At 76.1% G+C, this 24,820-nt stretch carries 26 protein-coding genes and 1 riboswitch; of the genes, 9 read left to right on the forward strand and 17 right to left on the reverse strand.

The features are described from left to right. Positions 1 to 243 precede the first annotated feature (243 nt). Positions 244 to 2,802: a SpoIIE family protein phosphatase gene (locus tag ACI79H_RS18630; protein WP_456555912.1), complete on the forward strand. Its 2,559-nt coding sequence runs from the start codon at positions 244 to 246 to the stop codon at positions 2,800 to 2,802. 4 nt (positions 2,803 to 2,806) lie between these two features. Here ACI79H_RS18630 and ACI79H_RS18635 read toward each other — a convergent pair whose 3' ends face one another. The 5 genes from ACI79H_RS18635 to ACI79H_RS18655 form a co-directional block, all read right to left on the reverse strand. Then, positions 2,807 to 3,232 carry an ATP-binding protein gene (locus ACI79H_RS18635; protein WP_456555913.1) on the reverse strand — a complete coding sequence of 142 codons (426 nt, stop codon included), beginning with the start codon at positions 3,230 to 3,232 and terminating at the stop codon, positions 2,807 to 2,809. A 116-nt stretch (positions 3,233 to 3,348) separates the two neighbouring features. After that, entirely contained in the window at positions 3,349 to 4,116 is a 768-nt protein-coding gene (locus ACI79H_RS18640; RefSeq protein ID WP_456555914.1) for an energy-coupling factor transporter transmembrane component T family protein, read from the reverse strand. Then, a complete protein-coding gene (locus tag ACI79H_RS18645) occupies positions 4,113 to 5,519 on the reverse strand; it encodes an ABC transporter ATP-binding protein (protein ID WP_456555915.1) in 1,407 nt (468 codons plus the stop codon). The genes ACI79H_RS18640 and ACI79H_RS18645 overlap by 4 nt, the downstream gene beginning before the upstream one ends. 41 nt (positions 5,520 to 5,560) lie before the next feature. Further along, complete coding sequence (locus tag ACI79H_RS18650) at positions 5,561 to 6,169, reverse strand: ECF transporter S component (protein ID WP_456555916.1); 609 nt, start codon at positions 6,167 to 6,169, stop codon at positions 5,561 to 5,563. Then, a riboswitch (TPP riboswitch) is annotated at positions 6,166 to 6,269 on the reverse strand. (Overlaps the previous gene by 4 nt.) Positions 6,270 to 6,370: 101 nt before the next feature. Next, positions 6,371 to 7,663, reverse strand: a complete 1,293-nt coding sequence (locus tag ACI79H_RS18655) for an Nramp family divalent metal transporter (RefSeq protein WP_456555917.1) — start codon at positions 7,661 to 7,663, stop codon at positions 6,371 to 6,373. 213 nt (positions 7,664 to 7,876) lie between these two features. Here ACI79H_RS18655 and ACI79H_RS18660 point away from each other — a divergent pair, with 213 nt between their 5' ends. After that, a complete protein-coding gene (locus ACI79H_RS18660; RefSeq protein WP_456555918.1) occupies positions 7,877 to 8,674 on the forward strand; it encodes an SDR family NAD(P)-dependent oxidoreductase in 798 nt (265 codons plus the stop codon). Positions 8,675 to 8,679: 5 nt separating this feature from the next. Here the strand turns inward: ACI79H_RS18660 and ACI79H_RS18665 are convergent, their stop codons facing one another. Next, positions 8,680 to 9,123 (reverse strand): rhodanese-like domain-containing protein, encoded by a 444-nt coding sequence (locus ACI79H_RS18665; protein ID WP_456555919.1) that lies wholly within the window; start codon positions 9,121 to 9,123, stop codon positions 8,680 to 8,682. Positions 9,124 to 9,230: 107 nt separating this feature from the next. After that, complete coding sequence (locus ACI79H_RS18670; RefSeq protein WP_456555920.1) at positions 9,231 to 10,253, reverse strand: NADP-dependent oxidoreductase; 1,023 nt, start codon at positions 10,251 to 10,253, stop codon at positions 9,231 to 9,233. A gap of 78 nt (positions 10,254 to 10,331) precedes the next feature. Here ACI79H_RS18670 and ACI79H_RS18675 point away from each other — a divergent pair, with 78 nt between their 5' ends. The 5 genes from ACI79H_RS18675 to ACI79H_RS18695 all read left to right on the forward strand — a co-directional run bounded on the left by ACI79H_RS18675 (position 10,332) and on the right by ACI79H_RS18695 (position 15,106). After that, on the forward strand, positions 10,332 to 11,246 hold the full coding sequence (locus ACI79H_RS18675) for a haloalkane dehalogenase (RefSeq protein ID WP_456555921.1): 915 nt from the start codon (positions 10,332 to 10,334) through the stop codon (positions 11,244 to 11,246). Continuing rightward, positions 11,243 to 12,361 (forward strand): class I SAM-dependent methyltransferase, encoded by a 1,119-nt coding sequence (locus tag ACI79H_RS18680; RefSeq protein ID WP_456555922.1) that lies wholly within the window; start codon positions 11,243 to 11,245, stop codon positions 12,359 to 12,361. Before ACI79H_RS18675 ends, ACI79H_RS18680 begins: the two co-directional genes overlap by 4 nt. A gap of 54 nt (positions 12,362 to 12,415) precedes the next feature. After that, on the forward strand, positions 12,416 to 13,501 hold the full coding sequence (locus ACI79H_RS18685; protein WP_456555923.1) for a class I SAM-dependent methyltransferase: 1,086 nt from the start codon (positions 12,416 to 12,418) through the stop codon (positions 13,499 to 13,501). Further along, complete coding sequence (locus ACI79H_RS18690) at positions 13,498 to 13,965, forward strand: hypothetical protein (RefSeq protein WP_456555924.1); 468 nt, start codon at positions 13,498 to 13,500, stop codon at positions 13,963 to 13,965. The genes ACI79H_RS18685 and ACI79H_RS18690 overlap by 4 nt, the downstream gene beginning before the upstream one ends. Positions 13,966 to 14,098: 133 nt before the next feature. After that, positions 14,099 to 15,106, forward strand: a complete 1,008-nt coding sequence (locus ACI79H_RS18695) for an anti-sigma factor RsbA family regulatory protein (RefSeq protein ID WP_456555925.1) — start codon at positions 14,099 to 14,101, stop codon at positions 15,104 to 15,106. Positions 15,107 to 15,124: 18 nt separating this feature from the next. On the opposite strand, the gene ACI79H_RS18700 is transcribed toward ACI79H_RS18695, so the two are convergent. The 5 genes from ACI79H_RS18700 to ACI79H_RS18720 form a co-directional block, all read right to left on the reverse strand. Continuing rightward, on the reverse strand, positions 15,125 to 16,972 hold the full coding sequence (locus ACI79H_RS18700) for a diguanylate cyclase domain-containing protein (protein WP_456555926.1): 1,848 nt from the start codon (positions 16,970 to 16,972) through the stop codon (positions 15,125 to 15,127). A gap of 75 nt (positions 16,973 to 17,047) precedes the next feature. Next, a complete protein-coding gene (locus tag ACI79H_RS18705) occupies positions 17,048 to 18,061 on the reverse strand; it encodes an ATP-dependent DNA ligase (RefSeq protein WP_456555927.1) in 1,014 nt (337 codons plus the stop codon). 71 nt (positions 18,062 to 18,132) lie between these two features. After that, the gene (locus tag ACI79H_RS18710; RefSeq protein WP_456555928.1) at positions 18,133 to 18,513 is read right to left on the reverse strand and encodes a MerR family transcriptional regulator; all 381 of its coding nucleotides are present in this window, start codon (positions 18,511 to 18,513) and stop codon (positions 18,133 to 18,135) included. Continuing rightward, positions 18,513 to 19,991 (reverse strand): SulP family inorganic anion transporter, encoded by a 1,479-nt coding sequence (locus ACI79H_RS18715; protein ID WP_456555929.1) that lies wholly within the window; start codon positions 19,989 to 19,991, stop codon positions 18,513 to 18,515. Before ACI79H_RS18715 ends, ACI79H_RS18710 begins: the two co-directional genes overlap by 1 nt. A 111-nt stretch (positions 19,992 to 20,102) precedes the next feature. Continuing rightward, positions 20,103 to 20,639: an NUDIX domain-containing protein gene (locus ACI79H_RS18720; RefSeq protein ID WP_456555930.1), complete on the reverse strand. Its 537-nt coding sequence runs from the start codon at positions 20,637 to 20,639 to the stop codon at positions 20,103 to 20,105. Between the two features lie 192 nt (positions 20,640 to 20,831). On the opposite strand from ACI79H_RS18720, the gene ACI79H_RS18725 reads away from it, so the two are divergent. Then, positions 20,832 to 21,314 (forward strand): DnaJ family domain-containing protein, encoded by a 483-nt coding sequence (locus ACI79H_RS18725; RefSeq protein WP_456555931.1) that lies wholly within the window; start codon positions 20,832 to 20,834, stop codon positions 21,312 to 21,314. A gap of 4 nt (positions 21,315 to 21,318) precedes the next feature. Here the strand turns inward: ACI79H_RS18725 and ACI79H_RS18730 are convergent, their stop codons facing one another. From ACI79H_RS18730 to ACI79H_RS18740, 3 genes are all read right to left on the reverse strand, one after another. Beyond that, positions 21,319 to 21,453: a hypothetical protein gene (locus tag ACI79H_RS18730; protein WP_456555932.1), complete on the reverse strand. Its 135-nt coding sequence runs from the start codon at positions 21,451 to 21,453 to the stop codon at positions 21,319 to 21,321. Positions 21,454 to 21,531: 78 nt separating this feature from the next. Next, on the reverse strand, positions 21,532 to 21,900 hold the full coding sequence (locus ACI79H_RS18735) for a nuclear transport factor 2 family protein (protein ID WP_456555933.1): 369 nt from the start codon (positions 21,898 to 21,900) through the stop codon (positions 21,532 to 21,534). A 30-nt stretch (positions 21,901 to 21,930) separates the two neighbouring features. After that, positions 21,931 to 22,062 (reverse strand): hypothetical protein, encoded by a 132-nt coding sequence (locus ACI79H_RS18740; protein ID WP_456555934.1) that lies wholly within the window; start codon positions 22,060 to 22,062, stop codon positions 21,931 to 21,933. A gap of 374 nt (positions 22,063 to 22,436) precedes the next feature. Here ACI79H_RS18740 and ACI79H_RS18745 point away from each other — a divergent pair, with 374 nt between their 5' ends. Continuing rightward, the gene (locus tag ACI79H_RS18745) at positions 22,437 to 23,213 is read left to right on the forward strand and encodes an MmyB family transcriptional regulator (RefSeq protein ID WP_456555935.1); all 777 of its coding nucleotides are present in this window, start codon (positions 22,437 to 22,439) and stop codon (positions 23,211 to 23,213) included. On the opposite strand, the gene ACI79H_RS18750 is transcribed toward ACI79H_RS18745, so the two are convergent. Both ACI79H_RS18750 and ACI79H_RS18755 read right to left on the reverse strand, forming a co-directional pair. Next, positions 23,203 to 24,291 carry a DNA glycosylase AlkZ-like family protein gene (locus ACI79H_RS18750; protein WP_456555936.1) on the reverse strand — a complete coding sequence of 363 codons (1,089 nt, stop codon included), beginning with the start codon at positions 24,289 to 24,291 and terminating at the stop codon, positions 23,203 to 23,205. The genes ACI79H_RS18745 and ACI79H_RS18750 overlap by 11 nt on opposite strands. Positions 24,292 to 24,320: 29 nt before the next feature. Continuing rightward, on the reverse strand, positions 24,321 to 24,737 hold the full coding sequence (locus ACI79H_RS18755; RefSeq protein WP_456555937.1) for a MarR family winged helix-turn-helix transcriptional regulator: 417 nt from the start codon (positions 24,735 to 24,737) through the stop codon (positions 24,321 to 24,323). Positions 24,738 to 24,820 lie beyond the last annotated feature (83 nt).

Genomic DNA, 24,820 nt, shown 5'->3' on the forward strand with positions numbered 1-24,820 from the left:
CCCCCCCCCCCCCCCCCCCCCCCCCCCCCCCCCCCCCCCCCCCCCCCCCCCCCCCCCCCCCCCCCCCCCCCCCCCCCCCCCCCCCCCCCCCCCCCCCCCCCCCCCCCCCCCGGCCCGCCCCCCCCCCCCCCCCCCCCCCCCCCCCCCTCTGCCGTGTGCCCGGTCCGCGGGCCGGCCGGGGGCCAGGGACAATGGCAGGGCGGACCGCTCCGGGTCCCGCGCGGCCGCTGGGGAGGGGACGACGTGACCTCGGTCGACCCGGCCTCCGCCCCGCGCGTGGCCGCCGTCCGGCGCCTCGAGTCGACGGCCCTCGGCTCCGATGCGCTGCAGCGGCTCACCGCCCTGGCCGTGCAGCTGCTGCGCGCCGACGCCGCGCAGGTGTCGTTGTTCGGCGAGGACGAGCTGGTGCTCGGGGGCACCGGCCTGCCGCAGGGCACGGTGGGCATCCGCGTGCCGCTGGCCGAGTCCCTGTGCGCCGTCACCGCCGACGCCTCCCCGGACCCGGTGGTCGCCGGGGACGCCGCCGCCGATCCGCGCCTGGCTGCGCTCCCCCCGGTCGCCGCCGGCGAGGTCGCCAGCTACCTCGGCATCCCGCTCACCGTCTTCGAGGGTCAGGTCGTCGGCGCGCTGTCGGCCTTCGGCCGGGACCGGCGCACCTGGTCCGACGCCGACGTCGCCCTGCTGCGCCAGTTGGGTGACTCGGTCGCGACCGAGCTGCAGCTGGCCGCGCAGGTGCGGGAGTTGGAGTCCAGCCGGCTGGCCTTCGAGCTGGCCATCGACGCGGCCGGCATCGGGAGCTTCGACTGGGACCTCGTCAGCGGCCGGCTGGTCTGGGACGAGCGGCTCAAGGAACTCATGGGCTTCGAGCGGCACGAGTTCGACGAGACGATCGACGCCTTCACCGCCGCCTGCCACCCCGACGACCGCGAGCGGACGACGGAGGCGCTGCAGAACGCCATCGACACCGTCGGCGAGTACGACGCCGAGTTCCGGGTGGTCCTGCCCTCGGGCGAGACCCGCTGGGTGCAGGGGCGCGGGCGGGCGCTCGCCGACGACCGCGGGGCGGCCGTCCGGCTGGTCGGTGCGGCCTACGACACCACCGCGCAGCGGAACGCGGACGTGCGGGTCGCCCGCGTCATGGAGTCGGTCAAGTCGGCGTTCTTCACCCTGGACCGGGATTGGCGGTTCACCTACCTCAACGCCGAGGCCGAGCGGGTGCTGCAGTCGACGCGGGAGGAGCTGGTCGGGGCGGTCATCTGGGACGCGTTCCCGGCCGCCGGCGCCGGGGAGTTCGGCGTGCGCTACCGCGAGGCCGCGGCCACCGGCCGGGAGCAGGTGTTCGAGGCCTACTACCCGGCGCCCCTCGACGCGTGGTTCGAGGTGCGGGCGTGGCCGGGTCCCGACGGGCTCTCGGTGTCCTTCCTGGACGTGACCGAGCGCCGCGCCGCGCAGGAGCGGGCCCGGCGGAGCGCCACCCGGATGCGGCTGGTCGCCGAGACCACCGGCGCGGTCAGCGAGCGGCTGGCCGCCGGAGGCGGCGAGGAGGCGGCGATGCAGCGCATCGCCGAGGTCCTGGTCCCGGTGAGCGGGGACTGGGTGATCGCCAGCCTGGTCGACGAGGACGGGCGGATGCGCGACGTCGCCGCCTGGCACCTGGAGGAGGAGCTGCGCCCGCTGGTCGACCGGTACGCGCTGCTGCGGCTGGCGTCCCTGCCGCCCGATGCCCCGATCCTGAAGGCGTTGTCCTCCGGTCAGCCGCGCGAGGTCCCCGACGTCATGCAGGCCCTGGGCCGGTTCCTGCCGCCGGGCGAGGCGCGGGACGTGCTGCTCGCGCTGGCCCCGGGGTCGGCGGTCACGTTGCCCCTCGTGGCCCGCGGGCGCACCCTCGGCGCGCTCAGCGTCTACCGCTCACCCGAGCGCGGGCCCGCCGATCGCGAGGACGTCGACACGCTCCGCGACATCGCCGACCGCGTCGCGCTCGCGCTGGACAACTCCCGGCTGTACGAGCAGCAGCGACGCCTGGCCGAGGGCCTGCAGCGCAGCATGCTCACCGAGCCACCCGAGCCCGACCACGCCGAGATCGTGGTGCGCTACCTGCCGGCGGTGCAGGCGGCCGAGGTGGGCGGTGACTGGTACGACGCCTTCCTGCAGCCCAACGGCGCGACCGTCGTCGTCATCGGTGACGTCGTCGGGCACGACACCGCGGCGGCGGCGGCCATGGGCCAGCTCCGCGGCATGCTGCGCGGCATCGGTTACCGGGACGGGATCGGACCGGCCGCCGTCCTCTCCGACCTCGACGCCGCCATCGAGGGCCTGGGCATGGGCACCATGGCCACCGCGGCGATCGCCCGGGTGGAGCAGACGCCGGAGGAGCGGGCCGCCGGGCTGAGCCGGCTGCGGTGGTCGAACGCGGGCCACCCGCCGCCGCTGGTCCTGCACGTGGACGGCCGGATCGAGGAGCTGGCGACCGAGCGGGCGGAGCTGATGCTCGGCGTCGACCCGACCGCCCGCCGCACCGAGTCGGTGCTCACGCTCCGGCGGGGCGCGACGATCTTGCTGTACACCGACGGCCTGGTCGAGGGGCGCGACCTGCCGCTGGACGAGGGCATCGCCCGCCTGCGCGCGGCGTTCGCCGAGCTGGCCGACCGGCCGCTGGGCGAGCTGTGCGACGAGGTCATCGAGCGGCTGCGCCCCGAGGGCCTGCAGGACGACGTCGCCCTGGTGGCGATCCGCCTGCACCCCGAGGACCGACCCCGGCCCCGGGAGGCGGGTCCCGAGCAGCTGCCGCCCGGGTTCGGCTGACCGCTCAGCGGCGGGGCAGCAGCGCCCAGACGTGCTTGGCGCCGACGCCGGCGTACCAGCCGTGCCGCAGCGCCATGCGGGCGATCAGGTAGAGGCCCAGCCCGCCCTGGCTGGGGTCCCGGTCGACGGCCGGGGTGGGCGGCTGCGCGGCCGCGGAGTCGGTCACCTCGATGAGGTAGCCGGTGTCGGTGAGCCGGACGGCGGCCTCGACGCGACCGCCCCCGTGCCGCAGCGCGTTGGAGGCCATCTCGTCGAGGGCGAGGACCAGCTGGTCGAGCACGTCGGGGTCGGTGGCGGCGTCGATCGCGCGGCGCACCTGGGCCCGCATCACCGGCAGCTCGGCGACCCCGCTCAGCTGCCAGGACAGGAGGGGCTCGGCACGAGGGGGCGCCGCCGACGGCCACACGTGATCCGCCGCCTGCCCTGTCACGTGCTGCACCCTCGCATTCAAAGGCGGCTGCCGTCCTGGGCAGCCGAACGATTGTGTATGGGCCGGCCGGATCCCCCGCAAACCTGGATGAGACCCACATCACTTCCCGGGTCGGGTCAGCCGAAGACGGGGTGCCAGCTCCCGGTGACGACGCCCAGCAGCACCGCGGCCGTGCAGACGACGACCGCGCCGACGACGTAGGCGACGTCCCGGCGGCGCAGCTGCGAGCCGCGGGCGTTGGTGCGCGGGATGCCGGAGTCGAAGCCGCGGGCGTCCATCGCGGCGGCCAGCCGCGTACCCCTGCGGACGGCGCCGACCAGCAGCGCGAACGCGGTGCCGGCGAACAGCCGGGCGTGCGCGACGGGGTTGCGGCCCGGCTCGATCCCGCGCGCCCGCCGGGCCAGCCGGATCGTCTGCCACTCGGAGGCCAGCAGCGGGACCAGGCGCAGCGCGGCCAGCGCGCCGTAGGCGAAGCGGGTGGAGACCCGCCAGTGCAGGGTGAGCGCGTCGGCCAACCGCACCGGGTCCGTCGAGGCCACGAGCAGGACCCCCGGCAGGGCCAGCGCGAGCACCCGCACGGCCAGTGCGGTGGCCGAGGACCAGCCGGCGCCCTCCGAGGCGTCGCCGAACAGCACGTTGACCCAGGCCACCCCCGCCGCGCCGAGCAGCAGCGGCCAGGTGCGGGCCAGCAGCGCCCGCGGCCGGCCCAGTCCCGCCGCCGGCAGGAGGCAGACCTCGGCGGCCAGCACGACCAGAGGGGTGAGCAGGTCGCCGCTGACCAGCAGCACGGGCAGCACGACGGCGAGGGCGCCCAGCTGCGCCACCGGGTTGATCGCGGAGAGGGGCACCGGGCGGACCGGCCCGAGGGCCAGCGGCGAGCTCACGTCGTCCCCCGCGCTGCGAGCGCCGGGCCCAGGTGCAGCACGTCGTCGGCCAGCGCCTCGACCACCGCGGCGTCGTGGGTGACCAGCACCATCGCCCGGGCGTCGTCGTGCTGCTCGGCGAGGAGCGAGACCAGCTCGCTCCAGGTGTCGCGGTCCTGGCCGAACGTCGGCTCGTCCAGGACCACGACGCCGGGAGCCGTGGCCAGCGCGGTCGCCACCGACAGCCGGCGCTGCTGGCCGCCGGAGAGGGTGAACGGGTTGGCCTCGGCGAGCGGGGCCAGACCGAGCCGTTCCATGAGCTCGTCCGCCCGCGACCGGGCGTCCTCGTGGCCGGCGCCGGAGCGCAGGGGCCCGAGCGCGAGCTCGTCGCGCACCCGGCCGGTGAGGAACTGGTGCTCGGGGTGCTGGAAGACCGTGCCGATGCGGGCGACCAGGTCGTCGGCGCGCCAGCGGTGCAGCGGCCGGTCGGGCCGGCGCAGCCCCGCGGTGAGCGCCGGGCCGGCCACCACCCGGCCGCACGTCGGCCCGCGCAGCCCGGCGAGGAGCAGCGCGAGGGTCGACTTCCCCGTGCCGTTGGGGCCGGTCACCGCCAGCGTCCGGCCCGCGGGCACGACGAGGTCCGTCGGCTGCAGGGCGGGGAGGTCGCTGCCGCGGTGGGTGAACGCGGCGGCCTCGGTGCGGAGCAGCACCTCGCCGGCCGGTCGCGGCGCGCGCACCGGCATGCGCAGCGGCGCGGGCGCCCAGCCGGGGCCGTGCTCACGAGCGCCGCCGTCCGGGAGGAGCTCCACCACCCGGTCGACCAGCGGCAGCCACGCCGCGGCGTCGTGGTCGACGACGAGCAGCGTGGTGTCGCGGGCGGCGGTCGCGCGCGCCACGGCGCCGCGGACCAGCTCGGCGCCCTCCGGGTCCAGCTGAGCGGTGGGCTCGTCGAGCAGCAGCAGCCCCGGCCGGCCGGCGAGCGCACCGGCCAGCACCAGCCGCTGCTTCTGCCCGCCCGACAGAGCCGCGGTGGCCCGGTCGCGCCCGTACGGGAAGCCGACCGCGGCCAGGGCGGCATCGACGGCGGGCCAGATGCGGTCGGGCGGGGTGCCGACGTTCTCCAGCCCGAACGCGACGTCGTCCCCGGCGCGGGTCATGACCAGCTGGGCGTCGGGGTCCTGGAAGACGACCGCCGTCGCCGAGCGCGCCTCGACCGGGGGCCGGCCGCCGACGGTGACCGCGCCGGCCTGCTCGCCCTGCTCCGGGCCGAGCAGCCCGGCCAGCGCGTGCAGCAGGGTGGACTTGCCGGCACCCGAGGCGCCGGCGAGCAGCACCCGCTCGCCCGGCTCGACGCGCAGGTCGACGTCCCGGGCCGCCCAGGCGAGCCGCCCCGCGTACCGGAACCCCCACCCGGTCAGCCGCACGGGGACCGGCGCGGCGCCGGCCCCCGTGCCGCCGTCCGTGGTCAGACCCGTTCGCGGCCGGCCGGGAAGGCCGAGAGCGCGCCGGTCGCGCCGAGCGACCGGCGCAGCCACATGCCGCCGACGCCCGCGATGACCACCGTGCTGGCGGCCACGAGCACGACGTAGGTGAGCTGCCAGTCGGCCGCCCAGTCGGCGTAGTAGTTGACGAGGTCGAACAGCGCGGCGGCGATGCCGGCCCCGGCCGCGGCCAGCAGGGCCTGCGGCCAGCCCCAGCGGCGGTAGCGGAAGGCCGCGAAGCCCAGCTCGCCGCCCAGACCCTGCAGGAGGCCCTGCAGCAGGACGAGCGTGCCCCACGCCGAGCCGAGCAGCGCCGAGACGACCGCCGCGAGGAACTCGGCGAACAGGCCGGCGCCGGCCTTGCGCACGATCAGCGGCGCGAGCACCGCCGGCAGCAGCCAGACGCCGTACATCACGGCCTGGCCGGGCGGGAAGGCGGCGAACGGGGCGTCGAGGGCTGCCCAGAGCAGCCCCCACGCCCAGAAGACGACGCCGAAGGCGACGCCGAGGACGGCGGTGACGACGATGTCGACGGTGCGCCAGCGGCTCCGCCCGGCACCGGTGGACGACGGGTGGACGGCCTGATCGGCCATTGCTTCCTCCAGACTCCCTGCGCCGGCATGACCCGGATCAGGTTCGAGGGTCTGCGGTGTCCCGCACTCTCAGCGCCGAAGCGCTCCCCTGCTGTTGATGTGTGTTCAGTTGTGGCGCCGAGCGTAGCCCGCTGGTCTGACCGCCGTCCCCACCCCTGCTTTTCCGCGGAGAAGCAGGCCGCTTCTCCGCGGAAAAGCGGGTCAGAGGACGAAGCCCAGGAGCAGGTGGGCGTTGAGGCCGATGATCAGGGCGGCGACGACGCCGCCGACGACGGTGGTGATCCGGCGGTTGACCCAGCCGCCCATGAGATCGCGGGAGCTGGTCAGCCAGAGCAGCGGCACCAGGGCGAACGGGATGCCGAAGGAGAGCACCACCTGCGACCAGACCAGCGCGGTGGTGGGGTCCCCGCCGAGCACCAGCACCGCCAGCGCGGGCGCCAGGGTGATCAGCCGGCGGGCCAGCACGGGGATGTGCTTGCGCAGGAAGCCGGCCATGACGACCTGGCCGGCGTGCGTGCCCACCGAGGACGACGCGAAACCCGACGCGAGCAGCGCCAGGGCGAACGCCAGGGCGGCGCCGCTGCCGAGCTGGTCGCCCAGGCCGGCGTGGATGGACTCGAGCGACTCGGCGTCGCCCCCGCCGGTGAACAGCTGCGCGGCGATGATCAGCATGGCCGCGTTGACCAGCCCGGCCAGGCCCATCGCGACGACGATGTCGATGCGCTGGGCCCGCAGCAGGCGGCGGCGTCCCCCCGTGGTGCGGCCGGCGGTGACGACGTCGCCGTAGCGGCCGGGCGTGAGCGCGGAGTGCACGTAGATGACGTGCGGCATGACTGTGGCGCCGAGGATCCCGGTGGCCAGCACGATGCTCTCCGAGCCGGAGAAGGAGGGCACCATGCCCCCGGCCACACCGGCGGGGTCCACGCCCGAGCCGAGCAGCGTGTAGCCGAACCCGAGCCCGATGACCAGGAGCAGGCCGGCGATGACCCGCTCGAACGGCCGGTGCCCGCGGGACTGCGCGGCCAGCAGCACGAAGGCGACGACGGCGGTGATCAGGCCGCCGATCGGCAGCGGGACGCCGAACAGCAGGTTCAGCGCGACCGCGCCGCCGACGATCTCGGCGAGGTCGGTGGCGATCGCCACGGCCTCGGCCTGCACCCAGAGCCCGCGGGACACCGGCTTGGGCAGCCGCTCCCGGCACAGCGTCGCCAGGTCGCGCCCGGTCGCCATGCCCAGCTTGGCGGTCAGCGACTGGATCAGCATCGCCATGAGGTTGGCGGCGACGATCACCCACAGCAGCGTGTAGCCGAACGAGGCGCCGCCGGAGAAGTTGGTCGCGAAGTTGCCCGGGTCCACGTAGGCCACCGCGGCGACGAAGGCCGGGCCCAGCAGCGGCCACAGCCGGCGCCGTCCGGGCGGGGCCGGGGCCACCGGCCGCGGCGCGGCGACCAGCGTGGTCGGGAGGACGGCGGCCTCGGTCTTCGACAGGTACACGGCGGCCTCGCTACGGGGGGCAGGTGGGTGGGCGCTCCTGTCCTGCCCGCCCCCGGTGACACGTCGGGGCCGACCCGTGGCCCCCGCGGGCCAATCAAGCCTCTCCTCAGCCGCCGCTGTTCCCGCCGGAGTGGCCACTCCGGCGGAAGGAGAGGGGTGGGACGGCGACCGGCGGGGCAGTGACGGACCGTTCCCACCGCCCTGGAGGCCCCTGTGTCCGAGTCCGCCCGTCCCCTCGCCCTCGTCACCGGTGCCTCCAGCGGCATCGGCCTCGAGCTGGCCAAGCAGTTCGCCCGGAACGGCTTCGACCTCGTCGTCGTCGCCGAGGACGCCGAGCTCGATACGGCCGCCGTCGAGCTGCGCGGCCTGGGTGCCGCCGTCTCGCCGGTCCGCGCCGACCTCACCGTCCGCGCGGAGGTGGACAAGGTCGTCGCCGCCGTCCGCGGGTCCGGCCGCACCCTGGACGCCGCCGCGCTGAACGCCGGCGTCGGCGTGGCCGGGAGGTTCGCCGAGACCGACCTGGACGCCGAGCTCGGCATGGTGGAGCTGAACTGCGCCTCCACCGTCCAGCTGGCCAAGCACGTCGTCCGCGACATGGTGGCCCGCGGCGAGGGCCGCATCCTGTTCACCTCGTCGGTCGCCTCGCAGGCACCCGAGCCCTTCCAGGCCGTCTACTCCGCCACGAAGGCGTTCGTGCAGTTCCTGGCCCTCGGCATCCGCGAGGAGCTCGCCGACACCGGCGTCACCGTCACCGCGCTGCTCCCGGGCCCGACGGACACGGAGTTCTTCGACCGGGCCGACGCCACCGACACCAAGCTGGGCGCCTCCGACTCCAAGGACGACCCCGCGCAGGTCGCCCGGCAGGGCTTCGAAGGGCTGATGAAGGGCGAGGCCTCGGTGTTCGCGGGCTCGGTGACCAGCAAGCTGATGGGCAAGCTGTCGGCGGTGCTGCCGGACGCCATCGCGGGGAAGTCGCACAAGCCGATGACGCGGCCGGGCTCGGCGGAGTAGGCGCCTCAGCAGCCGCAGGCGGCGCCGGCCGGCGCGGTGAGCGGATCGGGGGCGCGGTGCGTCACGCCGTCCGCCGTCGCGACCGGCAGGCCCTCCCGGGCCCAGTACTCGAAGCCGCCGATCATCTCCCGCACCCGGAAGCCCAGCCCGGCCAGCGTCAGCGCCGCCCGGGTGGCGCCGTTGCAGCCCGGCCCCCAGCAGTAGGTGACCACGGGCACCGACCGGTCCAGCTCGGCGTCCGCTCGGGCGCCGAGCTCCGGGCCGGGCAGGTGCACCGCCCCGGGCACGTGGCCCTGCGCCCACGCGGCGGCGCTGCGGCTGTCGAGCAGCACGAACCCGGGCGCGCCGGAGTCCAGCGCGGCGGCGACGTCGCTGACGTCGGTCTCGACGGCGAGGCGGTGGGCGAAGTGCGCGGCCGCGACGGAGGGGGCGGTGGTCCAGTCGATCACCGCGTCGACGCTAGGGACGGCGCCCGGCCGGCACGAGGCCCGCGGCGGACGGGAACCGCAACGATGCTGCCGCTCCCCCGGCCCCGCGGCCGGGGGAGCAGCAGCGCTCAGGCCGGGTCGTCGGCCAGCTTGACGATCATCTTGCCGGTGTTGCCGCCGCGCAGGAGGTCCAGGAACGCCGGCACCGCCTGGTCCAGGCCCTCGCGCACCGTCTCCCGGACGACGAGCTCCCCGGAGGTCACCAGCGGCGTGACGTTCTCGACGAACTCGGGGCGCATGTCCGCGTGGTCGCTGACGATGAACCCGCGCAGGCTCAGCTTCCGGCCGACCATCAGGCCCATGTTGCGCGGCCCGGGCGGCGGCTCGGTGGCGTTGTAGCTGGAGATCGCCCCGCACAGCGCGCCGCGGCCGAACTCGTTGAAGGCGCCGATCGCGGCCTCGAGGTGCTCACCGCCCACGTTGTCGAAGTAGACGTCGATGCCGTCCGGCGCGGCCGCGGCGAGCTGCTTCGCGACCGGGCCGTCGTGGTAGTCGAAGGCCCGCGTGAAGCCCAGCTCGTCGGTCAACCAGCGCACCTTGTCCGGGCTGCCGGCGCTGCCGATCACGGCGGCGGCGCCCTTGAGCCGGGCGAGCTGGCCCACGATGCTGCCCACCGCGCCGGCGGCACCGGACACGAAGACGACGTCGCCCGGCTTGAACTCCGCCAGCCGGAAGAGGCCCACCCACGCGGTGAGCCCGGGCATGCCGAGGACGCCGAGGTGGTAGCTGGGCGGGATGCCCGGGAGCTCGGGGAGCACCTGGACGGTGCGGGCGTCCAGCACGGCGACGTCCCGCCAGGCGGCGTTCGTGGACACCAGCGCGCCCTCGGGGACTTCGGGGGAGCGCGACTCGACGACGCGGCCGATCGCGCCGCCCTGCATCGTCTCGTCGACCTCCCAGGCCGCGGCGTAGGACTTCCCGGCGTTCATCCGCCCGCGCATGTACGGGTCGACCGACATGGCCAGCATCCGGACGACGACCTGGCCGTCGACCGGGTCGGGGTGCTCGACCTCGACCAGGCGGAAGTCCTCGGGCTTCGGCTCGCCGTGCGGACGGGCCGCCAGCTGCCACTCGCGTGTGGTTAGGGACACAGCCGGATCATGCCCGGGCCCGCGACCGGCCCGCGCCGCAGGGTCCGCTTCCCGTGCCCGGGCTGGCAGGGTGGGGGCATGGAGGCCCTGCGCACACCTGACGAGCGGTTCGCCGACCTGCCCGACTTCCCGTACGAGCCGCGCTACGTCGAGGTCGACGACGGCGAGGGCGGGCGGCTGCGGGTCGCCTACGTCGACGAGGGGCCGGCGGACGGCGAGACGGTGCTGCTGCTGCACGGCGAGCCGTCCTGGTCCTTCCTCTACCGGCGGATGATCCCGGTGCTGGTCGACGCGGGCCTGCGGGTGGTCGCTCCCGACCTGGTCGGGTTCGGCCGCTCGGACAAGCCGGCCCGGCAGGCCGACCACACCTACGCCCGGCACGTCGGCTGGATGCGGCAGGCCCTGCTCGACGAGCTCGGGCTCACCGGCATCACCCTCGTCGCGCAGGACTGGGGCGGGCTGATCGGCCTGCGCCTGGTCGGTGAGCACCCCGATCGCTTCGCCCGGGTCGTCGTCGCCAACACCGGCCTGCCCACCGGCGACCGGCCGATGACCGAGGCGTTCCTGGCCTGGCAGAAGTTCTCCCAGGAGAGCCCGGATTTCCGGATCGGCCGGATGGTGTCCAACGGCAGCGCCACCCCGCTGCCCCCCGAGGTGGTCGCCGCCTACGACGCGCCCTTCCCGGACGACCGCTACACCGCCGGGGCCCGCGTGCTGCCCGCCCTGGTCCCCACCGGGCCCGACGACCCGGCCGCGGTGGCCAACCGCGCCGCCTGGGAGGTGCTCGCCCGCTGGGAGAAGCCGCTCGTCACCGCGTTCTCCGACGGCGACCCGATCACCCGCGGCGGGGAGCGGGTGTTCCAGAAGCTGGTCCCGGGCGCACAGGGCATGCCGCACACGACGCTGGCCGGGGGCGGGCACTTCCTGCAGGAGGACGTCGGCCCGGAGCTGGCTCGCGTCGTCGTGGACCTGGTCGCCGCCACCCCGCGATGAGCGCCGACCTCTTCGACCGGCTCCGCCGCGCGCCCGACGTCGAGGCGCCGGAGCTGGTCGCCGTCGACGCGACCGACCGGCTGCTGCTCGACGAGGCGGCCGCCGCGCTGGCGCTCGCCGGGCCGGGCGAGGTCGCCGTCGTCGACGATACGCACGGCGCGCTCACCCTGGGCGCGGTCGCCCTGCACGGTGCCCGGGACGTCCGGGTCGCCCAGGACCTGCTGGTGGGGGAGCGGGCGCTGGCCCGCAACGCCGAGCGCACCGGCCTGGCCGGCACCTACCGGTCCCTCCCGCTGGCCGAGGTGGCTACGGCGGCGACGGTCGTGCTCGTCCAGGCGCCGAAAGCCCTCGACGCGCTCCGCGAGATCGCCGAGCAGGTCGCGGCCGTCGCCGCGTCGGACGTGACGGTGCTCGTCGGCGCCCGGGTCAAGCACATGACGCACGCGATGAACGACGTCCTCCGGGAGTCCTTCACCGACGTCTCCGCCACCCTGGCCCGGCAGAAGTCGCGGGTGCTCGTGGCGCGCGGCCCGCGCCCGGGGACGTCGTCCTTCCCGCGGTGCCAGCAGCACGCCGACCTCGGCCTCACCGTCTGCGCGCACGGTGCCGCCTTCGCCGGCCCGAAGGTCGACATCGGCACCCGCGCGCTGCTCGCCCGGCTCGACGCCATGGCCCCCGACGCCGCCACCGCGCTGGACCTCGGCTGCGGCACCGGCGTCCTCGCCGCCGCCCTGGCCGCGGCCCGGCCGGCCCTGCGGGTGATCGCCGCCGACCAGTCGGCCGCCGCGGTGGCCTCCGCCCGGGCGACGGCGGCCGCCAACGGCCTCGAGGGGCGTCTCGAGGTGGTGCGGGACGACGCCGCCGAGACGGTCCCGGACGGCGGCGTGGACCTGGTGGTGTGCAACCCGCCCTTCCACGTGGGTGCCGCCGTCGTGACCACCGCCGCCGACCGCCTCTTCGCGGCCGCCGCCCGGGTGCTGCGCCCGGGCGGTGAGCTCTGGACGGTCTACAACAGCGCGCTGCGCTACAAGCCGGCGCTGGCCCGCCTCGTCGGCCCGACCCGGGTGGCCGAGCAGACGCCGAAGTTCACCGTCACCGTCTCCACGCGGCGCTGAGCTCCCGCCGGAAACCCTTGTCCGGCGGGCCCGACCGGGCCACGGTGGGCGGGCATGACGGACCGCACGACGGGCACCGACCCGCTCCCGCTGGGCGACCGGCTGGTCGCCGCCGTGATCGGCGCGTTCGAGGCGGCCGCCGTGGACCTCGGCGACCGGCTGGGGTGGTACCGCGCCCTCGCCGGCACCCCGGCCACGGCGCCGGAGCTCGCCGGGCGCACCGGCACCGACCCCCGCTACGCCCGCGAGTGGCTCGAGCAGCAGGCCGTCGCCGGCTACCTGACGGTGGACGACGTCGCCGCCCCGCCGGACGAGCGCCGGTACACGCTGCCCGACGCGCACCGCACCGTCCTGGTCGACGACGACGACCCCGGCTACACCACGCCCCTGGCCCGCATCGCGATGACTTTCACCCGCAACCTGCCGCGGCTCGCCGAGGTCTACCGCACCGGCGAGGGGCTGAGCTGGGCGGAGATGGGGCCCGAGGCGCGGGAGGGCCAGGCCGCGGCGAACCGGCCGTTCTTCGTGGGGCCGCTGGTCACCGACGTCCTCCCCGCGCTGCCGGAGGTCGACGCCGCCCTGCGGGCGGGCGGGCGGGTCGCCGACGTCGGCTGCGGCCTGGGCTGGTCCTCGATCGGCATCGCGACCGGCTATCCCGCCGCGCGGGTGGAGGGCTTCGACGTGGACGGCCCCTCGATCGAGCAGGCCCGGCGCAACGCCGCCGCGGCGGGGGTGGCCGACCGCGTGCAGTTCTCGCTGGCCGACGTCGGCGGGCTGACCGCCGACGGCGGTCACGACCTGGTCACGGCGTTCGAGTGCGTGCACGACCTGCCCGACCCGGTCGCCGTCCTCTCCGCGATGCGCCGGATGGTGCGCGCCGGCGGGACGGTCCTCGTGGTGGACGAGCGGGTCGCGGAGGAGTTCACCGCGCCCGGGGACGACGTCGAGCGGCTGATGTACGGCTACAGCCTCACCTGCTGCCTGCCCGACGCCATGAGCGCGCGGCCGACGGCGGCCACCGGCACGGTGATGCGGCCGGCGACCCTCGCGGCGTACGCGCGGGACGCCGGGTTCGCCGGGGTCGAGGTGCTGCCGGTCGAGCACGACTTCTTCCGGTTCTACCGGCTCGTGCAGCCGTGAGCGACGCGCCGGCACGTCTCGTCCGCGGGGCAGGACCCGTCGTCCTGGGCTGGTTCGGCTTCCAGGCCGTGGTGGCGCTGGCCGGGTGGGTGACGGCACGGCGGAAGGACGAGGGTGACGAGACCTCCCTGTCGCTGCGGCGGACGGTGACGCACGGCGGCCTGGAGCTGCGGCCGGTCAACCCGGGGCTGTCCCGGGTGCGCATCGACCTGGCCATGGCCGGGGCGGAGCTCGACCTCACCGCGCTGCCGCGCCCGGAGCACGGCCTGGACGTCACGCTGCGGGTGCTGATGGGCGGAGCCGCGGTCCGGGTGCCCGCGGAGTGGCGGGTGTGGTGGCGCTCCCGGGGCATCGGCGGGACGGGCGGCGACGGGAGCGTGGCGCGCGTCGACGACGAGCGGTCCGCCGACGTCCGCATCCACGCCGTCGTCGTGCTCGGCGGGGTCGGCGTGGAGGGCGCCTGAGGTCGTCCGGGGAGCGTGTGGTGCTGCCCACCGCGGGCGCACCCGGAGGTGCGCCGGCGGGGCAGCGCGGACTGGCTAGACTCCTGCGCGCGCACGGTCGGGACGGATCGGCCGGGAACGGGACGAGGGGTCGGTGGACCGAGCGGCAGGCGAGGACGTGGAGCAGTCCGCGCTGCCCCGTCCCCGGGCGCACGGGCACGGGTCCCGCAGCCGGCCGCACGCGGCCGCCCTCGTCGCCTCCGACGACGACGTCGTCGCGGCGACCGTCCCCTTCCTGGAGGAGGGCCTGTCCGCCGGTGACACGACGGTGCTGGCCTGCCTGCCCGGGACGGCGCAGCTCATCGGTGCCGCCCTGGGGCTGGGCGCGGTCGCGCTGGAGAACCACCCGCGCATCGGCCTGCTCGACACCCGCGCGCCGGACGCGCTGACGGTGACCCGGCGGCTGCTGGACCGTGCCCGCGGTACCGGGTCGGGCTGGCTGCGGGTGGTCGGCGAGGTGCAGTTCGGCGCGCAGCCCAGCGACTGGCGCGAGGGCGTGCGGTACGAGGCGGCCCGGAACGTGCTGCTGGACGGCCAGCCGCTGACCGGCATCTGCCTCTACGACTCGCGCATCCTGCCGGCCGAGGTCCTCGACAGCGCCCGCGCGACGCACCCCGACCTCGTCGTCGACGGGACCCGGCGCGCCAACCCCGAGTTCGGCGACCCGCGCGACTTCCTGCGCCGGCTCCCCGTGCCCCGCGAGCCCGTGGAGGACGCCGCCCCGGTGCTCGCCGTGGAGGCGGCCACCGTCCTGGCCGACCTGCGGCACCGGCTCGGAGCCGTCCTGGCGGCGCACGTCGCGGACCCGGAGCTGGCCGGGGACCTGCACCTGGCGCTCAGCGAGGTGGCGGCGAACGCCTTCCGGCACGGGGTGCCGCCGGTGTCCGCCCGGGTGTGGGCGGGGACGGACCGGCTGGTCTGCGAGATCGCCGACCGCGGCGTGGCCTTCGCCGACCCGCTCGCCGGGTTCCAGCCCGCGCACGGCCCGGACCTGGGCCGCGGCGGCATGGGCCTGTGGCTGGCCCGCAAGCTCTTCGACAGCGTCGACCTGCTGCCGGGGCCCGACGGGCTGACCGTCCGGCTGTCGACCCGCCTGCGCTGACGACGCGCCCGGACCTGCTCAGGCCGGCCGGGCCGCCTCGCCGTCCGGCAGCGCCGCCGCGTCCTTCCCGGCCCGCTTGGCCTCGTACATCGCGGTGTCCGCGCGGTGCAGCAACCGGTCGGCGGTGTCCCCGGGGACGGCGAGCGCCCCGCCCATGCTCGCCGTCACCGACGCGGTGGCGGCGCCCAGCACGATCGGCGACCGCACGGAGGCGAGCAGCCGCCGCGCGACGTCGGCCAGCCGCTCGTCGTCGGCGTCGGTGAGCAGCACGGCGAACTCGTCCCCGCCCAGCCGGGCCACCACGTCGTCGGCCCGCACGTCGGCGGTGAGCCGCGCGGCCACGGTGACCAGCAGGTCGTCCCCGGCGGCGTGGCCCAGCGAGTCGTTGACCGCCTTGAAGTCGTCGATGTCGACGAAGAGCACCGCGGGCGGCGCGGCCGGGTCGATCTCGGCGGTGGCCGCCTCGAGCCGCTCGGAGAACGCCGTCCGGTTCAGCAGGCCGGTGAGCGGATCGGTCTGCGCCTGGCGGCGCAGCTCGTCCTCGAACAGCTTGCGGTCGGTGACCTCGCGGAAGTTGACCACCCAGCCCTTGATGCCGACGGCGTTGACCCGGCCGCTGATCCGCATCTCCACCCACCGGGTGCCCCCGGAGCCGTGCTCGACCCGGATGTCGGTGTCCACCGCGCCGGCGCGCACGTCGGCGACGTCGCCCGCGGCGGCCACCGCGGCCCGGAGGCGCGGCTGGTCCCGCGGGTCGGCCAGCTCGATGGCGTTGCGGCCCACGTAGTCCGCGGGCGGGCGGCCCAGCAGGGACTGCACCGCGGGGCTCATGTAGGTGATCGAGCCGGTCGACGCCTCGACGATGGCGATCACGTCGGCGGCGTTCTCCAGCAACAGCTGCAGGCGGGCCTCGCTGTCGCTGAGCGCCGCCCGGGTGCGCTCGCGCTCGCGGACCAGTGCCACGAGCCGCCACAGCGCCGAGGCGGTGAGCAGCGTGCTGCCCGCGCCCAGCAGGTAGCCGACCCCGCCGTGGCCGAGCGTCCACAGGAGCAGCAGCGCCGGGCTGACCAGCAGCGCGGCGCCCAGGCCCAGCACGCGGGTGGCGGCCTCCTGCTGCTCGGACCCCGGACGGCGGCCCACCAGCGCCACGTCCGGGTGCCGGGCGGCGAGGACGAGCGCGGCCACGGCCAGCAGCGGCAGCGGGTCGAGGACCGGGTTGTCGCGCAGCGCCGTCCCGACGACGAGCCGGCCGCCGTAGCCGGCCACGGTGAGGACGGCGGCCACCAGCAGGGCCGTGCTGCTCATCGAGCGGCCCCCGGGGGACAGGGCCAGCGGCACGCAGACGACGAGCAGGACGACGGTCAGGACCGGCGCACCCAGCTGCAGCTCGGCGATGTCCGCGGGGGAGTTCGCCCGCTCACCGCTGACGGCCAGGACGGCCAGCCCGCCGGCGAGCAGCAGCGTCGCGGTGTCCAGCCAGGCGTTGCGGTCGCGGCGGCGCGAGCCGCCGCGGACCACCCCGAGCGCGCCGACGGCCAGCGCCGCGTAGGCGCCGATGTCCAGGGCGGACTCGGCGGCGCCCGTGGGGCCGGGGAGGACCCCGCTCAGCTCGAGCACCTCGGCGACGCCGCTCAGCGCGAAGAGCAGCAGCCCGAGGGCCAGCCCCCGCCAGGCGACGACGAGCGGCGTCCGGTGCCGCCGCAGGGCGGTGCGCGCGGCGGCCACGCCGAGGCCGAAGAGCACGATCTCGGCGGCGGGCCGCCAGGGGCCCATGGGCACGAGCCCGACGACGACCGCCACCACCAGCACGGCCGCGCCCGCGTGCTGCCAGGCGGCGCGGGCGGTCGGGGGGGCGACGGTGCTCACGAGAACCCATCGTCCGGCATCGGCACGAGCTTGCGGGGCATCACCCGTGTGGGTGACACGGTGTCGCCGTGCAGGTCAGGGCAGGGGTGGCAGGTCCGCGACCCGCAGGTCGGCCCGCACGCGGACGAACCGCAGCGGGTGCCGGAAGACCCCCGCCTGCAGCGCGGCGTCGGCGCTCACCTCGACCACCGCCGCGGGGCGGACGCGGGTCAGGGGCACCGAGAGCCGCCCACCCCCGAAGCGGCCGGTGCCGATGCGGTCGGGCCACGGGTGGTCGTCGTCCGCGGGCTCGAGGACGGCGGCCAGCTCTGCGCTCTGCCGGGGGGACAGCGGGCTGGTGCGGCCGACGACGACGAGCTCGCCGTCGCGGTAGCGGCCGGCCACCAGCTGGCTGGGCCGGTCGAGGGAGCCGATGACGCCCCCGGCGACCACCTCGGTGCTCTCCCAGCTCTTGACCTTGAGCCACTCGCGGCGGCCGGGGGCGTAGCGCGTCCCGGCGCCCTTGGCGACCAGCCCCTCGATGCCGGCCACGCGGAAATCGGCGAACCACTGCTCGGCCAGGGCGCGGTCGTCGGTGCTGGGCGAGAGCTGCATCGGCGGCTTCCAGCGGGCCGAGAGGGTCTCCAGCTCGGCGCGCCGGCGGCCCAGCGTCGCCTGCCGCAGGTCGGCGCCGCCGAGGGCGAGCACGTCGAAGGCGACGTAGGACGCCGGGTGGGCGGCGACCTGGGCGGCGACGCGGGCCGGTGAGCTGACCATGCGTTGCTGCAGCAGCCCGAAGTCCAGCCGGTCGTCGTGCCAGACGACGACCTCCCCGTCGAGCACCGTCCCGGCCGGCACCTGGGCCAGTGCCGCAGCGGCGACGTCGGGGAAGCGGTCGGTGAGGTCGCGGCCCTGCTTGGACCACAGCGAGGTGCCGTGCGCCTCGCGGACGACCACCAGGCGGTAACCGTCCCACTTGGGCTCGTAGCGGCATCCGCCGGGCAGGGCGTGCGGCGCCGGGATCTCGCGCACCGGCTTGGCCAGCTGCACGCCCACGGGCCCGGTCAGCCCGGGTGGGAGCCCCGGGAGGCCGGGGGCGGTCTGCGGCACCGGACCAGCGTGGCGGTCCCGGCACCTGCGCGCATCCCCGCGGGAGGACGTCACACCCGATCGGGCGCGGGTCAGCCCAGCCGGCCGGACAGGTCCGCGGCGAAGCCCTCGGCGATGGCCAGCTGCTCGCGCAGGTCGTGCACCCGCGCGGTCGCCGCCTCGTGGAACATCCGCAGCCGGTCGGTCAGGGCGGCGTCGTCGGGGCGCTCGGCGAGGTCGGCCAGCAGCGTGAGCAGCTCGTGCATCTCCTCGAGGCGGAAGCCGAGCGGCTTCATCCGCTTGATCACCTCGAGCCGGGCGACGTCGTCGTCGCTGTAGAGGCGGAAGCCGCCGTCGCTGCGGGAGGTGGGACGGACCAGTCCGTGCTCCTCGTAGAACCGGATGGTGCGCAGGCTCAGCCCGGTGCGCTCGGCGACCTGGCCGATCTGCAGCAGGCCGCTGCGCGGGCTCATCAGTGCCCCGCCCCCAGCTGGCCGCTGTGCCGCTCGAAGCGGGCCGTGGAGTGCTCGTCCAGGCCGACGAACTCCACCCGCTTGCCGCGGGTGGCGTACTTGTGCGCGATGGCGTCGAGGGCTGCGACGGTGGAGGCGTCCCACACCTGCGCGTGGGACAGGTCGACGACCACCTCGGCGGGATCGCCGGCGTAGTCGAACTGGGTGGAGAGGTCGTTGCTGGAGGCGAAGAAGAGCGCTCCGGTGACGGTGTAGCGCACGCGGCCGTCGGCCTCGGGAGCGCGGCGGACGTCCACGAGGTGGGCGATCCGCTGCGCGAACAGCACGCAGGCGACGAGCACGCCGACCGCCACCCCGATGGCCAGGTTGTGCGTGAGCAGGGTGACGGCGACGGTCGCGATCATCACCGTCGTCTCGCTCTTCGGCATGCGGTGGATGGTCCGCAGGCTGTGCCAGTCGAAGGTCGCGATGGACACGAAGATCATGACGGCGACGAGCGCGGCCATCGGGATGATGCTGACGACGTCGCCGAGGGCGACCACGAGGACCAGCAGGAGCGCGCCCGCGAGGAACGTCGACAGCCGCGTGCGGGCACCCGAGGCCTTCACGTTGATCATGGTCTGGCCGATCATCGCGCAGCCCCCCATGCCGCCGAAGAAGCCGGAGGCCACGTTCGCCACGCCCTGCCCCCACGACTCCCGGGTCTTGTCGGAGTGCGTGTCGGTGATGTCGTCGACGAGCTTGGCCGTCATGAGCGACTCCATCAGCCCGACGAAGGCGATGCCCAGGGCGTAGGGCGCGATCACACCCAGCGTCTCGACGGTGAACGGCACGTCCGGCAGCAGGAAGAACGGCAGGCTGTCGGGCAGCTCGCCCTCCCCGCCCACGTCCGGCAGCTCCCAGCCGGCGGTCACGACGAGGGTCGTGAGCACGACGATCGCGACCAGCGGCGCCGGGATCGCGGAGGTGAGCCGGGGCAGCAGGAAGATGATCGCGAGGCCGGCGGCCACCAGCGGGTAGACCAGGAAGGGCACGTCGGTCAGCTGGGGCAGCTGCGCGGTGAAGATCAGGATCGCCAGCGCGTTGACGAAGCCGACCATGACGCTGCGCGGGATGAAGCGCATCAGCCGGGCCACGCCTGCGGCCGCCAGCAGGATCTGGAAGACGCCCCCCAGGATGACCGCGGCGAACAGGTACTGGACGCCGTGGTCCAGGGCGAGCGGGGCGACCACCAGCGCGATGGCACCGGTGGCGGCGGTGATCATGGCCGGACGACCGCCGGTGAAGGCGATCACCACGGCCATCACGAACGAGGAGAAGAGGCCGACCCGGGGATCGACACCGGCCAGGATCGAGAAGCTGATCGCCTCGGGGATCAGGGCGAGGGCGACCACCAGCCCGGCGAGGACCTCGGTGCGGGCGACCCGAGGGTCGAGCCAGGACGGGCGGGCAGGGCGGAGCGCGGGCGGGACGGGCATGCTCTCGATTCCGGGGGTGCGAGTGTGCTGCCGGTCGAGTCGGCGCGCGGGTCGCCGTCGATGCTCGCACGAACTCTCCTCTCACGTGAGAGTCGAGTCATGCGTCGTCGATCACGTGCTCCGAACGGGCCCCAGCAGGTGCAGGGCGTACCCGGCGAGCGAGGGCGCGTCGGTGAGCCGCCCGTCCCGGGCCATCGCGTGCAGCTCCTCCGCGGGGACGAAGCCGGTCACCATGTCCGCCTCGGTGGCCTCGCGGGCGGTCGGACCGGGAATGAGGTCGCCGGCCAGCCAGACGTCGAAGCGCTGCGTCATCAGCCCGGAGGCGATGTCCAGCCGCCCGAGGTGCTCCAGCCGGCCGGCCCGGAACCCGGTCTCCTCGGCCAGCTCCGCCCGCGCCAGCTGCTCCGGCGTGCCGTCGCTGCCGGCGGGCCAGGTGCCCTGGGGGAACTCCCACGAGCGGCGGCCGATCGGGTGGCGGTACTGCTCGACCAGCCAGAAGCCGTCGTCCTGCGCGGGCAGCACGAGCGCGAAGTCCCGCTTCTCGACGACGCCGTAGATGCCGGGCGTCCCGTCGGGCAGCTCGACGGCGTCCTCGCGCACGCGGATCCAGTCGTTCCGGTAGACCTCCCGGCTGCTCGTCGTCCGCACGCCCCGAGCTTGGCAGACCGGTGCCACGATGGAGGACGCGACCGAGCGTGCGAGGTCGCGCACGAGCAGAGCACCTGTGGGCACGCGGACGACGAGCGCCGGCGAGGGGGGAGACGTGACCGAGCGTGCGAGGTCACGCATGAGCAGAGCACCTGTGGGCACGCGGACGACGAGCGCCGGCGAGGAGGGAGCGTGACCGAGCGGAAACCGCCCGGGGTCTCCTTCGAGACGTGGGTCGAGCGGCAGATCGCCCAGGCGCAGGAGCGGGGCGACCTCGCCGCCCCGGCGGGCGCGGGCCGGCCGCTGCTGGACCTGGACCGCGAGGAGACCGCCTACGACTGGGCGCTGGCCAAGGCCAGGCGCGAGGGCGTGGACACCGGGGCCATGCTCCCGCCGGGTCTGCGGCTGCGGCGCGAGCGGGACGACCTGCCCGAGCGCGCGGCGCGGCTGGCCACCGAGGCGGAGGTCCGGGCGCTGGCCGAGGACTACAACGCCCGGGTGGAGGCCTTCTGGCGGCAGCCCGCCGAGAGCCGGTGGGCGGCCGTGCCGGGGCTGGCCGACGTCGAGGCGCTCGTCGCCGGGTGGGCCGCCACGCGCCCGGAGCCCGCAGTGCCCGCCGAGACCGTGGCCGAGCCGGAGCCCGCGGCCCGCCGCTGGTGGCGCCGCCGCCGCTGAGGGGTCAGTCCTCGTCGGCGTCCTTCTCCGCGTCGTGCTCGCGGGTGGCCATGCCGCCGTGCCCGCCCTCGTCGTGCTGGCCGGGGTGCAGGTTGTTGGTCTCGTCGCCCGTCTGCTCCTGCTCCTGCGGCTCGCTCACCCCCCGATCCTCCCGCCCTTCCCGCCGAAGTGGCCACTCCGGCGGTCGGGACCGCGCCGGAGTGGCCACTCGGGTGGATCAGGCGGGAGCGGGGACGCGGTCGAGGAAGCCGAGGACGGTGCTGATCCGGCCGTCGGCGTCCAGCAGGGCGACGTCCGAGCCGACGATGGGCGCCTCCGCGCCCTCCGGGCCCAGCTCCCAGGTGAAGCGGAGCTGGTCGTGGTGGGCGTCGGCCGGCCCGGCGAGCCGGAACACGAACCCCGGGAACTGACCCTGGACGGCGCCGATGGTGGCGGTGAGCGCCTCGGCTCCCCGGACGTCGGCCATCGGGTCGGTGTAGCGGACGTCGGGGCTGAACACCTCGTCGACGGCGGCGCGGCGGGCGACGGGGTCGGTCTCGTTCCAGGCGGCCAGGTAGCGGTCGGCGTGGGCGGGGGTGGCGGTCATGGTGTTCCTCTTCTCGGGGTGGGAGGGGAGTCAGCGCCGGCGGAGGCCGACGACCTGGAGGACGGCGAACCCGGCGACGACGGCGGCCTGCAGCACCAGCCAGCCGGCCCCGAGCCCGGTGAGCGAGCCGATGCCGACGACGGCGGCGACGACGCTGCCCACGGCCCACAGCGCGTTCGCGCCGATGACCGCCTCGACGGCGGGGCCGGAGATTCGCCGGCGCGCGGCGACCAGCCAGACGACGCCGGCGTAGCCGAGCAGGAAGACGCCGACGCCGCGCAGCAGGCCGGAGGACAGGCCGAGCGGGCCGTCGAGCAGGGGAGCGCCGAGCAGGTAGGCGGCGCCGTTCGCGCCGGTGACGACGGCGTCCAGCCGGAGGACCGGGCGGAGGCAGTCCGCCGGCGGCGGTGGACGGGGAGGCAGCGGGTGCTGAGCGGATCGTGGTCATGCCGAGAACGGTGGCGCCGCGGGGGAGGCGCGTCGATTACCTCGGAGGTAAGCGACAGCGCGCACCTCCCGTCGCTAGCGTCGCCGCCGTGACCAGCGCCGTCGCCTCCGAGGTCCCCGTCGGCGAGCTGCTGCGCCAGTGGCGCCTGCGCCGCCGGCTCAGCCAGCTCGACCTGGCCGGGGAGGCAGGTGTCTCCGCCCGGCACCTCAGCTTCGTGGAGACCGGCCGGTCGCGGCCGAGCCGCGAGATGGTCCTGCACCTGGCCGAGCAGCTGGAGATCCCGCTGGGTGCGCGCAACGAGTTGCTGGCCGCGGCCGGCTTCTCCCCGGCCTACCGGCGGCGCGACCTCGGCGACCCCGACATGGCTGCCGTCCGCGCGGCGCTGGATCTGGTGCTCGCGGCCTACGAGCCGTTCCCGGCGCTGGTCGTGGACCGCGGGTGGCACCTGGTCGCGGCGAACGGGGCGCTGTCCGGCCTGATCGGCGACGCCGCCCCGCACCTGCTCGAACCGCCGGTCAACGTGCTGCGGCTGAGCCTGCACCCCGACGGCCTGGCGCCGCGGATCCGCAACCTGCCGCAGTGGCGCCGGCACCTGCTGCACCGGCTGGGCCGGGAGGCGCACCTGAGCGGGGACCTCGGGCTGGCCGCGCTGCACCGCGAGCTGCTGGCCCTGCCCGGCGGCCTGGACCGGACCCCGCCGAACGGCATCGTCGTGCCGCTGCAGCTCGAGGCGGGCGACGAGGTGCTCAGCTTCCTGAGCACTGTCACCACGTTCGGCACCGCCGTCGACCTGACCGCGGCCGAGCTGAGCGTGGAGGCGTTCCTGCCCGCCGACGCCGCGACGGCGGCGGCGCTCAGGCGCTGATCTGCACGGTGCGCAGGGCGAGCCCGCGGAAGGCGGCCAGCCGCTCGGCCTCGGCGCCTACGTCCTCGCGCAGCTGCGGGGGAACCGCGCCGTAGGTGGTGACGGACAGGTCGAGGTGCTTCCCCGCCTTGCGCGCCCGCCAGGAGCCGACGAGCTCCCCGCCCGACAGCACGCCGCCGGGCCGGCCGATGGTCCGCCACAGGTCGGTGGCCCGCGCCGGATCGGGCAGCAGGGTCGGGCGGTCCCGCGCCTGGAGGAACAGGTCGTGGCTGCCCAGCAGCCGGGTGACGGCGGGCGGCCCGGCGGTGAGGCGGTCGGCGTCCTCGGCGAGCACCCACCGCGGCTCGCCGTCCACGCGCACCTCGAGCGCGTCGGCCGGCCAGTGGGCCTGCACGTCCTTGACCGGCGCGTCGAGGTACCCGGCCACGTGCTTCGGCGTGGCCGGTCCGAGCAGCCGCAGGTAGCCGCGGACGACGTCGAACCGGTCCGCCGGCGCGGCGGCGGGCGCGAAGCCGGGGATCGGTCGGAGGACGGGCGGGGAGGTGCCCGGCTCCAGCTCCAGGCCGGCCCGCAGCGCGGCGAGCCGGAACGGCTGCTCGTAGGCGTGCACCGCGCCGCACGGCACGCAGTCGCGCAGGTAGGGCCCCTCCAGCGCCGCGGTCAGCCGGGTGGACATCTCACCCTTGCCCATCGGCGCGGTGACGATCTCCCGCATCCGCGCGGCGATGGTGTCCAGGCCGGTCAGCACGGGGATGCCGGCCGCCTTCAGCGGGCGGGACGCGTCGAACACCCGCGTGGCGGCGTCGGCCTCGGAGAACGGTGCGGTGACCGCGGCGACGTCCGCGAGGTCGGCCCGGCGGTACAGGTGCGGGGCGCCGCGGATCGTCCAGAGCAGCACGAGCTCGTCGGCGGCCGGCTCCGGCACGCCGCGCAGCCGCAGCGCCCAGGCCGCGCCGTCGGTGCCGGTGTCCTGCACGCCCAGGTCCAGGACGGCGGTGTCGGCCACCGACCCGGCGTCCCGGTCCAGCTGCTGCGCGCGGACGCGGAAGCCGAGCACGTCGCGGGAGGTGAGGTCCACGACGCGGGAGTGTGCGCCGCGCCGGGCGGTCAGTCGAGCAGGGCGGTCAGCAGGCGGGCGAGCGTGGCCCGGTCGTCGGCGGGCAGGCGGGCGAGCAGCTCCTCGTCGACCGCTGCGCGGGCGCGGCCGACCTCGGCCCGCACCCGCCGGCCCTCCGCCGTCGGGCGCAGGACGACCGCGCGGCGGTCGCGGGAGTCGGGCGTGCGCTCGACCAGGCCGCGCTCCTGCAACCCGTCGGCCACCTCGGTCGCCGAGCGGGGTGCGATGTGCAGCGCCTCCGCGAGGTCGGACAGCCGGACGCCGTCGTGCTCGGTGACCACCCGCAGCGCCCGGGCCTGGTGCGGCGAGAGGTCCCACGGGGCCAGCGACTCCCGCCAGCGCCCGCGCTGGGTCCGCGCGACCCGCATCAGCAGCTCGCCCAGCTCGGCGGTCGGATCGTCGGCCACGGGGGAACACTAGCGCAGATATGGTGGTTACCTCACCATGTGGTAGCCGCAGCAGAGCACCCGGGAGGTGTCGCATCACCGAC

The sequence above is a fragment of the Blastococcus sp. SYSU D01042 genome, from assembly GCF_054050515.1.